The 13600-nt window shown below is 36.0% G+C and carries 14 protein-coding genes; 7 read left to right on the forward strand and 7 right to left on the reverse strand.

All coding sequences use genetic code 11. From position 1 onward, the window contains the following. Positions 1 to 59 precede the first annotated feature (59 nt). Positions 60 to 494 carry an FUSC family protein gene (locus tag FLS47_RS10580; RefSeq protein ID WP_223225231.1) on the reverse strand — a complete coding sequence of 145 codons (435 nt, stop codon included), beginning with the start codon at positions 492 to 494 and terminating at the stop codon, positions 60 to 62. Positions 495 to 709: 215 nt separating this feature from the next. On the opposite strand from FLS47_RS10580, the gene FLS47_RS10585 reads away from it, so the two are divergent. Beyond that, positions 710 to 1504, forward strand: a complete 795-nt coding sequence (locus tag FLS47_RS10585; protein WP_149914341.1) for an endonuclease/exonuclease/phosphatase family protein — start codon at positions 710 to 712, stop codon at positions 1502 to 1504. 43 nt (positions 1505 to 1547) lie between these two features. Here the strand turns inward: FLS47_RS10585 and FLS47_RS10590 are convergent, their stop codons facing one another. From FLS47_RS10590 to FLS47_RS10605, 4 genes are all read right to left on the reverse strand, one after another. Then, positions 1548 to 2192 (reverse strand): hypothetical protein, encoded by a 645-nt coding sequence (locus FLS47_RS10590; RefSeq protein WP_149914342.1) that lies wholly within the window; start codon positions 2190 to 2192, stop codon positions 1548 to 1550. Between the two features lie 18 nt (positions 2193 to 2210). Next, complete coding sequence (gene lpxB / locus FLS47_RS10595) at positions 2211 to 3320, reverse strand: lipid-A-disaccharide synthase (protein ID WP_149914343.1); 1110 nt, start codon at positions 3318 to 3320, stop codon at positions 2211 to 2213. 154 nt (positions 3321 to 3474) lie between these two features. Then, positions 3475 to 4689 carry a porin gene (locus FLS47_RS10600; RefSeq protein WP_149914344.1) on the reverse strand — a complete coding sequence of 405 codons (1215 nt, stop codon included), beginning with the start codon at positions 4687 to 4689 and terminating at the stop codon, positions 3475 to 3477. A 196-nt stretch (positions 4690 to 4885) separates the two neighbouring features. Further along, a complete protein-coding gene (locus FLS47_RS10605; protein WP_149914345.1) occupies positions 4886 to 5113 on the reverse strand; it encodes a hypothetical protein in 228 nt (75 codons plus the stop codon). Positions 5114 to 5661: 548 nt separating this feature from the next. Between FLS47_RS10605 and FLS47_RS10610 the strand changes: the two genes are divergently transcribed. From FLS47_RS10610 to FLS47_RS10630, 5 genes are all read left to right on the forward strand, one after another. Next, the gene (locus FLS47_RS10610; protein WP_149914346.1) at positions 5662 to 6369 is read left to right on the forward strand and encodes a GNAT family N-acetyltransferase; all 708 of its coding nucleotides are present in this window, start codon (positions 5662 to 5664) and stop codon (positions 6367 to 6369) included. Between the two features lie 68 nt (positions 6370 to 6437). Further along, the gene (gene argG, locus FLS47_RS10615; RefSeq protein ID WP_149914347.1) at positions 6438 to 7625 is read left to right on the forward strand and encodes an argininosuccinate synthase; all 1188 of its coding nucleotides are present in this window, start codon (positions 6438 to 6440) and stop codon (positions 7623 to 7625) included. After that, positions 7625 to 8071, forward strand: coding sequence for a GNAT family N-acetyltransferase (locus FLS47_RS10620; RefSeq protein ID WP_149914348.1), 447 nt, complete (start codon positions 7625 to 7627; stop codon positions 8069 to 8071). The genes argG and FLS47_RS10620 overlap by 1 nt, the downstream gene beginning before the upstream one ends. A gap of 15 nt (positions 8072 to 8086) precedes the next feature. Beyond that, positions 8087 to 9106: an N-acetyl-gamma-glutamyl-phosphate reductase gene (gene argC / locus FLS47_RS10625; RefSeq protein WP_149914349.1), complete on the forward strand. Its 1020-nt coding sequence runs from the start codon at positions 8087 to 8089 to the stop codon at positions 9104 to 9106. 59 nt (positions 9107 to 9165) lie between these two features. Then, a complete protein-coding gene (locus FLS47_RS10630) occupies positions 9166 to 10686 on the forward strand; it encodes a SulP family inorganic anion transporter (protein WP_149914350.1) in 1521 nt (506 codons plus the stop codon). Between the two features lie 77 nt (positions 10687 to 10763). On the opposite strand, the gene FLS47_RS10635 is transcribed toward FLS47_RS10630, so the two are convergent. Beyond that, positions 10764 to 11138, reverse strand: coding sequence for a hypothetical protein (locus FLS47_RS10635; protein ID WP_149914351.1), 375 nt, complete (start codon positions 11136 to 11138; stop codon positions 10764 to 10766). A 160-nt stretch (positions 11139 to 11298) separates the two neighbouring features. Between FLS47_RS10635 and FLS47_RS10640 the strand changes: the two genes are divergently transcribed. After that, a complete protein-coding gene (locus tag FLS47_RS10640; RefSeq protein WP_149914352.1) occupies positions 11299 to 12087 on the forward strand; it encodes an SDR family oxidoreductase in 789 nt (262 codons plus the stop codon). 47 nt (positions 12088 to 12134) lie between these two features. Here the strand turns inward: FLS47_RS10640 and FLS47_RS10645 are convergent, their stop codons facing one another. Further along, positions 12135 to 13598 (reverse strand): RagB/SusD family nutrient uptake outer membrane protein, encoded by a 1464-nt coding sequence (locus FLS47_RS10645; protein WP_149914353.1) that lies wholly within the window; start codon positions 13596 to 13598, stop codon positions 12135 to 12137. Between the last annotated feature and the right edge of the window lie 2 nt (positions 13599 to 13600).

Here is a 13600-nt window from a genome sequence, read left to right on the forward strand (position 1 = left end):
CGACAAAAATACAATTTTGCGAACGGAATAAATGATGAAGTGGATAAAATCCGAGATTGTTAGTATGGTATTCCGAATTTTCTTTTTAGTGGTCTAAAAATCATAGAAGTGAAAACCACTATTAGTAACCCAATAATACAGCCCACAGCAACAGAACCAAATCTATAAATCGGTGCCTCTACCATGGATGATTCATGCGGTTGTACCATAATAATGAGTAGGGCAACCAAGGCTACACGAGCCATATTCATTACATTAAATAAACGACAGATTACTATTGTAATGAATATACCAAGAAGTATAGAATAAACCGATGGTTCGAAAAGCAATAACAATCCCATAGCTACTGCTGAACCAATGAAATTGGATTTGAATCGTTCAATGGAAAGTTTGCGTGTATCTTTCTCTTCGGGAGAGATAACTAAGATAATCGATAATAAAGTCCAGAAAAGCTCGAAATCGGGAAACTCAATATACAATTGATATCCAATCATAAAACCTATACAACATCTGATTATGTAGATAAGTAAAGGGGAGGAAACAATTCTTTTTAACAGTTTGTCAAACATTCAAGGTTTGGATTTGTACTGCAAAATTACGGATTGTATAATATTTAATACAATCTAATTTGAGTTTTAGTTTCTTGATTTTAAAGTTTTGTAGTGAATTTATGTAGATTTGAAATACTAATATATCCTATCAATTCATCATGCGTATTCAATTGCTACTTCTATTCGGAACAATAGTATTGTCATCTTATAATTTGTTAAATTCTAGTAAGAAAGTAGAAGTCAAAAAATTAGTTACTCTTACTTACAATATCCATCACGGTGTCCCGGAGAATTCGAAGGAAGTGAATTTGAATAATATAGCTGCAGTAATACGAAAGAGTGGTGCTGACCTCGTCGCCCTGCAAGAAGTGGATGTAAATGTGCCAAGATCAGGGAATGTCGATCAAGCTAAAGAATTGGCTAAATTGCTTGATATGCATTATTATTTTTCCAAATCTATTGATTTTAGTGGAGGAGAGTATGGAGTTGCTATTCTGAGTAAATATCCGTTGACAAATACCCGTAATGAATTACTACCCATGCCAACTTCTGGTGAGCAACGCAGTGTGGCTATTGCAACGGTGAATTTGCCAGGCGATGTTTCTGTTGAATTTGCTTCGACGCATTTGGACTTAAATGTACCTAACAGAACGGTACAAGTAGAACGATTGACTACTATTAGCAAAAGTTTAAACAAATCCTTTTTGATTGGAGGAGACTATAATGCTATTCCAACATCGGTTGAAATACAAAAGTTGCAAGAAGAATTCAATTTATCATGTGTGAGTTCTTGTCCATTATCGTTTCCTGTTCGAAATCCTAATAGGGCTATTGATTTTGTGGCTTTTAATAAAACAGCAGCTACTGTTCTAAGTTTGGTTGCGTCATACGCTATGACAGGGGAATATGCCTCAGATCATCTACCCGTTGTAGCAGTATTTGACTATAATTAAAACGAAGAATCCCTTAACATCTAAAGTTAAGGGATTCTTCGTTTTATTCTTTACTACTGATAGTTGCTTTTCCCTCTTTCCCAGGAGAACCAGAATAAATCTGACCTTGAGGTACTCCACGAAGTCCAGGAGCAGAACGACTAATTTGGTCGTAAATATTCCTTAAGTCGGTAGATGGCGTCACGCGTAATCCACCAGGAGTTACATCAGTGTGAATATATTTTTTTCCTTTTTTGTCTGCTGATTGTGGTGTGATTCCCTTAGGGTCATAAACTAAATTAATATTTCCAGCGTCACCATTTGGATCTGTTTTTGTGCCATTCATGGCGTCTTGTCCTCGTGCAACTATGTACAATGAACCGAGTTTTTGGAAATTAAAATCCAAATCAAAATTAGACGCATTATTTTTACCAGCCATACCACTGATAAATGCTCTGTCTCCGATCTCTGCATGCCCCACAACGATTTTAACTTCTTTTTTGCCAAAAAATTGTATTGAGGAACGGTCTTTCATCACCAAAGTATCAATAAATAATGTCGTAGATGAGTCTCTATCCCTATCAGCAAAAACTTTCTTTTCTTTTTTATCCAAAACTAATTTGGATATTCGTTTTTCATTTGCTTGTGCGTTAACATTATTTCCCAATAATAGGGTAAGAATAAATGTTAGTAATGCTGTCCATTTCATAAAAACTCCTTTTTTGCGTTAAGTCAAATATTCTACAATGAGTTTAGCTGTACGAGCAGAGGCTCCCGGATCACCTAATTTCGTCGCTAATACATCGTAATTTTCTAAGATACTGGCGCGATGTTCGGACTTCATCAAGATTTTACCAATCTCATCTTTGATGTCCGAAGTTGTGCATTCTTCCTGTATCAATTCAATAACAGACAGGTAATTATTGATAAGGTTTACTAAGGAAATGAATTTAACTTTTATTAACTTTCGAGCTATCCATACAGAAATCGGGTTTGCTTTATAGACTACTACCTGTGGTACACGTAATATTCCGGTTTCTAAGGTTGCTGTTCCACTCGTTACTACTGCTGCATCTGCATTCTTTAATAAATCATAAGTTTGATCAAATACAATAGGTATTCCTAAGTCTCCAATGTATTGTTGGTAATAGGATTTCTCAAAGTTGGGAGCTCCAGCAATTACTAATTGATGTTTGGGAAAAGAGAACGAAAGTTCAACCATTTCAGGTAATATCTCATCAATCTCCATCTTGCGACTACCCGGAAGCAGTGCAATAATGGGGGCGTCTGACAGATTATTATCTTTTCGGAAATTAGGATTAAATTCATAAGCAGAAATAGCATCAAGCAACGGATTACCTACATAATCCACTTTCATTCCAAATCGCTTGTAGAAATCTATTTCAAAAGGAAGAATACAGAACATGTGGTCGACCACTTTTTTGATTTTGTGCACACGCCCTTGATTCCACGCCCAGATTTTTGGTGAGATATAGTAACATACTTTAATACCATGCTTCTTCGCGAATGAAGCAATTTTCATGTTGAATCCGGGGAAATCAATTAATATTACTGTATCAGGTTTATAATCCAGGATATCTTCTTTTACAGCTTTGAGATTTTTTGAAATAGTTTTCAAATTTTTCAGAACCTCCACAAATCCCATAAAGGCCATTTGAGAAGTATGGATTAATGGTATTTGATCTGTCGCTTCTTGCATTTGATTGCCACCAACAATTTTGAAATCAGCTTGTGGATCTTCTGTTTTTAAAGCTTTAATCAAATTTGCGCCATGCAAATCCCCCGATGTTTCTCCAGCTATAATGTAATATTTCATGTAATTTTTCTTTTGAATCCTTAAAGATAAGTATTCTTTTAGGATGGATGCAGATTTGAGCTGGATTCCATAAGTCCTACTAAGAAAAATTACATTAAATCAAAAAAGGTCATTATTTTGTTAATAATGACCTTTTTAATGTGTTTTATTTCGATTAAATACCTAATTCGATTTGGAATATGCCACCCCAACCATTCTTCTTGTGGTTGTTGTCGAAGATTCCATCTTTCACGGTATATGTACTATTCAGTTGAAATTTTAAACGGTGTGCTTTCATATATTTTGTTAAACCTAACTCAAATACTTCAGTTTGATCTTCAAAAGTTGAAATTTGTTGATGCGGTTTCAAGTACGTGTAGCGAGCTGCTACTTCGTAACCTTTATTCAACAGGTAAGAAGTCTGTTGGTTAACACCCCAACCTTTATAGGCGTATGTTTCTTCCGTCGGATCATCCTCCAAAACATTTAATGGATTGTCTACATCACGGCGCATATACTCTACTTGATACGCAAATCCTTGGTACTTGAAAATGGCGTCTGCAAAACCTGTTTTCAATGTGAATGGGTTCATTACGTATTTTCCCAATTGACCACCTTCGCGGATAGTACGGTCATTGTAGCTGTAACCACCACCGATAGATAATTTTGGCGTTTCTTCACGTTCAATATCACCTTCCGAATAATCTCCGCCATTTTCGAATTCACCTAACGGTAAAAACTCCACACGCCCTGTGTATGCTAAACCATCATCAGTAGAAAGAGCTGGTCTACCTTCACCTGTAGAAATCGCCGCTTTCGCGTTGAATGGCATATTGCCAATCTTATTACTTAAGTGAAATGTTAACCCAAAATCTCGGTCTATTGCAAAATTTCCATTTACCAACGAACGGTCAGTAAATTGCAATTGACCTGAAGAGTTTACACGCTGACGGTTTCCAGGAAGTTTATTTTGTCCAAATGAAATATAAAAATCATCCGAAAAATTGTAGAATATTACCGCATCACGTACAATATTTGCGATACCAGTATCATCAAAGTCTTGGTCTCCGCGTGTGAAAGCTAACTGTACGGAATAGGAAATTTTAGGTGTGTAAATATAACCATCCATACGCATACGCAGACGACGAATACGGGCGTCAAACTTGCCATTATCTTTACCATCCATTACATTGCTAAATCCTAAACGATTTTGCATACGAAAACGAAAGTTGGTGTAGAACAAGGAATCCGGAGAAGTGTATTGTATGCCTTTGAAATTTAAAATCGTAGCACGGTCATCTCTTTCTTGAGCTGATACTTGGGTTGTGCTTGAAATTGCTATAGCTGTAGCCGCAGCAAAGAAATAAGATAGCTTTTTAAAAGTTGTCATTTCCTTAGTTAAGTTTATTAGTATACTTATATGTTAACTAATATCTATTGAAGTAGTTTGCTAACATTAAATTAACACAAATATAGACTTACAATCGGGAAAAAAGTAAGGAATCGCCTTAATCTAACGGAATGATAATATTTACTTAACATTAGTTTAACCTCGAATAGGTGTTCAACTAACGAATGGTAATACTTTAATTTACCTCTTTTTCGGCTTCTCGGGCATCGATTTGATGTTGTTTGTAGTTCTCAATAGCATTTTTACTTGCTTTTTGTGAAACATACAGAGCAACAATAGCAATAACTGTAACCACACTTACACCCCAAGCATATTTACGCTTATCTTGTTTTACTAACCAATACATCACAAAAATATAAGGGATAGCGAATATAATGTAAAAGATAATACTTGGACCTACCATGATTTTATTGTTAAAATATTACATCGCAAAATTAGAGTATTTTAAAGGATAAACAAAATTTAGAATATTCTAGGGTATCTAGCGGAAGTTGATATTTTTTAATTAAAATTTTAGTTAAATGGAAATCAAGATATTTTAAACATTTCAACGATTTATATGTCTTATTATTAGTTTGATTATTATACTATTTAAGCAATTGATTTTTTTGAAAAAAAACTACAATTCCATTGCATAAACAAAAAAATAATTTAATACTTTTGCGCAGTCAGATTTTAAGAAAGAAAACATTTTATACAATGTATAGTTCAAAAGCCTTTTTCACTGCTAATAAACAAGTTTTTAATAAACTTGTAGCGATGGCTTTTGCATTCTATAATAGGATGAATTGTCCAATTTTGCGATTTCGACGACCTATTCTGCCTCGAGCTTGATTTCGGAGGCAGAGCACATTAGCTTCAATCGAATTCGTGTAGCTCTACGAATTTTACAATCCTTAGTTATTCTTTATTTGCACGAGAGTGCGTTAATTATTAGGTCGACATCTTAAGATGACAATTTCAGATTTTTTAATTATTCCTGCGACAGCTGATCATGTGATTTATGCTGATGCAATTTGTAACGAAATGTTTGAGTCTGCAAAAGCTCGTGGAACGGGTATTGCTAGACGCAAGCCAGAGTATTTAGCGAAAAAAATGGAAGAGGGGAAGGCGGTCATTGCGTTGCATAAGGATGGACGTTGGGCAGGTTTTTGCTACATCGAAACGTGGTCGCATGGCGATTATGTGGCGAATTCAGGTCTTATTGTGAGTCCTGAGTTTCGTAAAGTAGGATTGGCAAAAGCAATTAAAAAGCGTGTATTCGAGCTATCGCACGAAAAATATCCAAAAGCGAAAATTTTCGGTTTGACAACGGGTCTTGCTGTGATGAAAATCAATTCCGAATTAGGGTACGAACCAGTTACTTATTCGGAGCTTACGCAAGATGAGGAATTCTGGGCGGGTTGTAAAAGCTGTATCAATTACGATATTTTGGTGAGCAAAGAACGCAAAAACTGTATGTGTACAGCTATGCTTTGGGATCCAGAAGAGAAGGCTAAAGAGTTGGAAGAAAGATTGAAGCGTAGAGCAGAAGCCAAAATACGTTTGGAAAGAATTTCGAAAAAACAATCTTTATTAAAACGTATCGAAGCAAAGTTGTGGCGCTCGACAAAGAAATTTGTGGCAACTGTGTTTCCTACACGTGCAGAAACAGCATAGTTTATTAATTCGTACATTTGTAAAGCTTTAGCGATAAAGCATTTTACCATAAAATATAGCATAAAAGAATGAAAAAAGTAGTTTTAGCATTTAGTGGTGGTTTAGATACATCGTTTTGTTGTATTTATTTGACTAAAGATTTGGGCTTGGAAGTACACTCTGTAGTCGTAAATACAGGTGGATTTTCTGCTGAGGAATTAAAAAATATCGAAGCTCGTGCATATGAGTTGGGAGTGAAATCACATACCACAATCGACGAGACTGAAAACTACTACCGCGAAACTATAAAATATTTGATTTTTGGTAATGTGTTGAAGAATGCAACTTACCCATTATCAGTTTCCGCAGAACGTGTGTGTCAAGCAACAGCTATCGCGAATTATGCAAAGAAAATCGGCGCAGAATCCGTAGCGCATGGCTCTACAGGTGCGGGTAATGACCAAGTTCGCTTTGATATGATCTTCAATACCTTGATTCCAGGTGTTGAAATCATTACGCCAATTCGTGATTTGAAATTATCTCGTGAGGCTGAAATTGAATATTTAGGTAAGCATGGTTTCCCATATAGCGCTGAAAAAGCTAAATACTCAATTAACAAAGGGCTTTGGGGTACTTCAGTTGGTGGTGCAGAGACTTTGACTTCAAACCAATACTTACCAGAATCAGCTTGGCCAACAGCTGCTACTTCTACAGAACCACAAACGGTTACAATAGATTTTGAAAAAGGTGAGCCTGTAGCATTGAATGGTGAGAAAATCGGTGCAGTAAAAGTTATCCAACAATTACAAGATTTAGCACAGCCTTACGGCATTGGTCGTGATATTCACGTAGGTGACACCATTATCGGTATCAAAGGTCGTGTAGGTTTTGAAGCTGCTGGTCCGATTATTTTGGTAAAAGCACACCATACGTTAGAGAAACATACGTTAACAAAATGGCAATTGGCGTGGAAAGATCAAATCGCTGCATTCTATGGAAACTGGATGCACGAAGGTCAGATGCACGATCCTGTAATGCGTGACATCGAAGCATTTTTATCTTCAGCACAAGAGACTGTTACAGGTCGCGTGATTGTGGAATTGCACCCATACCGTTTCGTAATCGTAGGTATTGAGTCAGCGCACGATTTGATGAATAATAAATTTGGTAGCTACGGCGAGATGAACGAAGGTTACACTGGAGATGATGTAAAAGGATTCTCAAAAATCTTCGGAAACCAAACTATCATTTGGCATAAAGTAAATAACAAAGGCTAATGATTGTCCTTGGTACATTAGATAATTTACATGATTTAGTGGGCCTATTCGATCAATATAGAATTTTTTATAAGAAAGATTCTGATCTAGAAGGAGCTGCAAAATTTTTATCTGATCGTATCCTAAACAAAGAGTCTGTTATTTATATCTATTACGATAAAAATACTGCGGTAGGGTTTACGCAACTCTACCCTAAATATTCTTCAGTACGAATGGTGCGAAACTGGATTTTGAATGATCTATTCGTGCTGAAAGAATATAGAAAAACTGGGATAGCCACTCAGTTGATCAATAAAGCTATTGAATTTGCAAAATCCAATGATGCAAATTTTGTGCAGTTAGAAACCCAAGTTGATAATCTTGTAGCACAAGAGCTCTATCAACATTTAGGCTTTGAATTGCAGGGACCTGATGCAGAATTCCTGCTTTATAAAAAGTTTATATAAATCTTAACTTTCAATATGAGCAAAATAAGAGTAGGAATAATCGGTTCGGCAGGATATACTGGTGGTGAATTATTACGTATTTTGATATTTCATCCCGAAGTAGAAATAGTGTTTGCAAACTCTGCTTCCAATGCTGGTAATAAATTATATGCTGTACACAACGATTTATTCGGTGATACAGAATTAGAATTTTCTTCGGATTTCCATTCGGATATTGATGTGTTGTTTTTGTGTGTGGGACATGGAGATGCCCGCAAGTTTTTGGATGCTAATCCTATTGATATTTCTGTGAAAATTATTGACTTGTCACAAGATTATAGATTGCACGCAAACACTACTTATCAAGGTCAAAACTTTGTCTATGGTTTGCCAGAATTGAATCGTGAAGCGATTAAAAATGCACAATATATAGCAAATCCAGGCTGTTTTGCAACGAATATTCAATTGGCATTATTGCCTTTGGCTTCAAAAGGCCTTTTGCCTTCGCAAATTCATATCAATGCGACGACAGGTTCGACAGGTGCTGGTCAAAAACCAACAGCAACATCTCATTTCTCATGGCGTAATAACAACTTGTCTGCATACAAATCTTTTGAGCATCAACATTTGCAAGAAGTATCAGAGTCTTTGGATCAATTGCAAAATGGGTTTCTACCAGAATCGGAAAAATCATTATTAGAAAGAGCTGCGGAGAAAATCAACTTCGTGCCACAACGTGGAGATTTCACGCGTGGTATTTTCTCAGCAATTTATGTAGATTCGGATTTGACAGAAGATGAAGCTTATGATTTGTATAATTCATACTATGCTTCGCATCCTTTTACATCAGTTTCCAAAGCAAATATTGATTTGAAACAAGTTGTGAATACGAACAAATCTATCATCCATTTAGAAAAACATGGTAATAAGTTGTTGATTCTAAATGCTACGGATAACTTATTAAAAGGAGCCTCCGGTCAAGCTGTTCAGAATATGAACTTAATGTTCGGCTTAGAAGAACGTACGGGACTTAATTTAAAATCCATAGGATTTTAATCCATAAAAGATTTCTATTTTTGTAAAGCCATCAAGACCTGTTGGCTTTACTTATTTCTATGGCATTTGATACATTCGATTTTTCAAAAGTAAATTTCAAGAACGAGATTTTGGCTGGGCTTACTGTTGCAATGACGATGATTCCAGAATCTTTGTCCTTCGCCATTTTAGCTGGATTGACTCCATTGATGGGATTATATGCTGCATTCTTGATGGGGATTGTAACTGCTATTTTGGGCGGAAGACCTGGCTTGGTTTCTGGCGGAGCAGGAGCCACCATTGTTGTTTTGATGGCTTTGATTGTGTCGCATGGTGTTGAATATCTGTTTGCTGCAATTATATTAGGCGGTTTTTTTCAGATTTTAGTCGGTGCATTTAAGTTAGGAAAATTTGTACGTTTGATTCCGCAACCTGTTATGTATGGATTTTTGAACGGTTTGGCGATCATTATTTTTATGGCACAAGTTCAGCAATTTAAAGTGATGGAGGATGGAGTGTCGTCTTGGATGTCAGGGACAAGTTTGTATGTGATGGGCGGATTAACGCTGCTAACAGTTTTGATCGTATTGGGGTTTCCAAAACTGACTAAAGCTGTTCCAGCTTCTTTAGTAGCAATTATTATAACAGCAGCACTTGTTTTTTTCTTTGGAATTGATACAAAAAAAGTTGTTGATATTGCTTCGGTTAGTGGATCATTACCTTCGTTTCATATACCTATGGTGCCATTTAATTTGGAGACATTAGAAATTGTGTTTCCTTATGCCTTAATCATGGCTGGTGTTGGACTGGTAGAGTCATTGTTAACTCTAAGCATGGTCGATGAAATCACGAATACGAAAGGAAATTCTAATCGTGAGGCTATGGCACAAGGCACAGCAAATATTGTTAATGGATTTTTCGGTGGGATGGGAGGCTGCGCGATGGTGGCACAGACATTGGTGAATCTGGATGCCGGTGCACGCACGCGCATAGCTGCAGTAGTAGGAGCGATGGGAATTTTGATTGTGATACTTGTGGGTGGACCTGTGATTGAGCAGATTCCAATGGCTGCTTTGGTAGGTGTAATGATGATGGTTTCTATTGGTACATTTCAATGGGCCTCCTTTAAAGTGCTCAAGAAAATGCCAAAATCGGATGTTATAGTGGGGATTTTGGTCGCAGCAATAACGGTGTTAAGACACAATTTAGCAGAAGCAGTTTTAGTAGGGGTAATAATTTCTGCGCTCGTATTTGCTTGGGATAATGCTAAGCGCATACGTGCACGCAAAAGTATCGACGAATTTGGAAATAAAATATACGAAATTTACGGTCCATTATTCTTCGGATCGACCAGCAATTTTATAGAAAAATTTGACATCGAAGAAGATCCAAGTGTCGTAATTGTAGACTTGAAAGAATCTCGAGTCGTCGATATGTCGGCTATTGAAATCTTGAATAAACTTACTGATAAATACGCAAAAGTCAATAAGAAAGTAGTCCTACGGCATTTGAGTAAAGACAGTGTTCGTCTTTTGGAGAATGCTAAAGGAATAATTGAGGTGAATATAGAAGAAGATCCGACCTATAAAGTAATGCCGTAGAGAATTTAAAATTAAAAGATAAAATTTAAAAAACCTTTCTCAGTTTTTAAACTTTGTTTCACTACTCACTATTTAAATTAATATACTTTCGGGGCTTCTAGCAAATCTGTTACGTATCCAAGGATTTCAATTTCGCTATCACCATCTTCTAACATAGAAAATGTAAGGTAAGCGGCATAAATTTCAGCGCTAAAGACAATATGTTTATCACTTATGATTTCATCAACGACATGTTCGTATACATGTATTCCTATGTGCGTAAGTTCATTATGAAGATTTGTGGAGATCGTATTGTGACTTTCTCCCGATGCAAATCCTACAATAATATGAAGTATTAGTTTATCGTAGATTTTTGAATCTTCGAAATACTGTAAATACTCTTCGTAATTAAAACGCTGCTTAGCACTATTGACAATTTTGTCCCAGATTAGGAATTCTGTTTTTGTTTGCATAGTATAAACGTGTTTATAAGTGGTTAGATAAATATAGGTAAAAGATTTTAAATTTTTAAAAATCTTTCCATTTAATTTGTTGTAAATCAATATTCAATAGTGGAGCATAATTCAATTCGCGCGTTTATATTTTGTATTTTAGAAGCATAAATAATAATTTATGGAAATCAATTTACAAGGAAAAAAGGCTTTAGTGGGCGGTAGTACATCTGGCATTGGTAAGTCTATAGCACAGCAATTAGCCGCATGCGGAGCTAGTGTAACGTTAGTCGCACGGAATGAAGATAGGCTAAAATCTATATTGGCAACATTAGATATAACCAAAAATCAATCTCATCAGTATATTGTAACAGATTTTTTGGATTTTGAGGTTTACAAGAAATCTATCACAACCTATTTTTCTAAAAACTCAATAGATATATTGGTGAATAACACGCAGGGACCGAATCCAGGAACAGTTCTTGAAAAAACGGATTTCGACTATTTGCAAGCTTTCAACTTATTGTTTCAAAATGCAGTGTTTACAACTAATCTCGCTTTGCAAAAAATGCAAGAGAATGGTTTTGGACGAATAGTTAATGTATCTTCAATGACAGTGAAAGAACCTCAGGATAATTTGGTGTTATCTAATACAATGCGCACCGCTTTGGTATCTTGGTTCAAATCTTTATCTAATGCTGTTGCAAAAGATAATATTACGGTTAATTCCGTTATGACAGGTTATTTTGAAACAGAACGATTGACCAGCCTGATGGAAAACCAAGCTAAGAATGACGCTGTGAGCTTTGAAGAAATTCGAACAAAACGTATTCAATCTGTTCCAGTGCAAAGATTAGGAGATCCAAAAGAATATGGTTTTTTAGTTGCATTTCTTGCATCAGAATATGCTTCTTACCTTACAGGAGCTTCCATTCCGTTGGATGGTGGAATTGCGAAGACAATATTTTAACACAAAAAACAAAGCCTTCCAAATTTTTGGAAGGCTTATTTTGAATATTAATTTCTATAACCTGGATTTTGTTGTTGATCTATGACAGGGTTAGCATTAATCTCTGCTAATGGAATAGGCAATATAGTTTTAAAATGTGATCTATCTATCGTGGCGTCGCGATGTGTTGTTATAATTCCACCTAGCGCATCATCGAAAGAAACTGTTTTGTTAAGACGCATCATATCGAAAAATCTATGACCTTCTCCTGCAAGTTCCTTAGCCCTCTCATTGCTAATCATATCTTGCGTCACTGTAGCTTCTGTAGCAGCAGGAAGGTTTGGTGATCTTTTGCGAATTTGGTTTAGATAATTAGCAGCTTTCGCTCTATCAGGAGTTGAAAGTCTCAATGCAGCTTCCGCAGCAATAAGATATACCTCAGATAGACGTATCACTTTAATGTTTACAGCAGTTGCATTTCCTTTGCCATCACCAGCTAATGTTGTGCTTCCTGAATATTTGTATAATGCGCCTAGTCTACCCAGTTCATCATTAATCATAATACCTTTACGAACATCGTCCGTATCTTCGTTTAATAGATTGATGAAATTTGTACTCGCCGTGAAATACCCTAGAGCAGATGTCGTACCATGAGATTTATTTCTGTAATAAATACCTAAGGAAGTCGTTCCTAAATCACCTTCACTTGGTAACATTGCTAATTCAAAGATAGATTCAGTTCCATATTGTGCAGCCCACGAACCAACCCAGTTTGCATTTGAATATAAGCTATAAGCATTGGATGTTATAATGGATTCTGCAGCAGCTAATGCATTATTGAAATCTTCTTGGTATAAGTAAACTCTTGCTTGTAATGCTTTATTACCGTAATGATTTATGAAACCATTTGTCTTTGTTTTCGGTAACAAATCTTCAGACGCTTTCAAATCTGCTAAAATTTGTGTGTAAACTTCTTCGACGGTATTACGTCCTAATTGATCGTCAGCGCCCAATAGTGTTGTTGTGACAGGAACACCAAAAGATGTTTTATTCTCATTGTAGTTCTTTCCATACAACCTTACTAAATCAAAATAAATTAACGCTCTTAATGTTAATGCTTGACCGATATAACTATCAAAATTTTCACCTGATCCGTTTTCTTTTAAAACTTCAATTTGAGTCAATAGGTTGTTTATCTGTGCTAAAGTGTGATATCCTTGAGTCCAAATACCCGAATAATTATTGGAAGATTCGCTATGATTGAAGGTGTATAAGTAATCGTAGCCTCTACCTTGAGATACAATAGTGAAGTCTCCGCCTTTTGTATCAGCGTATAAAGGGAAATTACGTCCGTAATAATTTGAGTTTGATAATTTGCTCATGATACCTCTCATCATGATTTGTGCGTCAGCAGCAGTCTTTATTGATACAGATGCATCCGCCGATTCCGTTGGTTTGACGTCTAGAAAATCACTACACGAGCTGAAAGTCAGAGTAGCAAAAAGGCAAGACGCTATAAATATATTTTTCATAT

The sequence above is a fragment of the Sphingobacterium cavernae genome (genome assembly GCF_008520265.1).
In the GTDB taxonomy this organism is placed as follows: domain Bacteria; phylum Bacteroidota; class Bacteroidia; order Sphingobacteriales; family Sphingobacteriaceae; genus Sphingobacterium; species Sphingobacterium cavernae.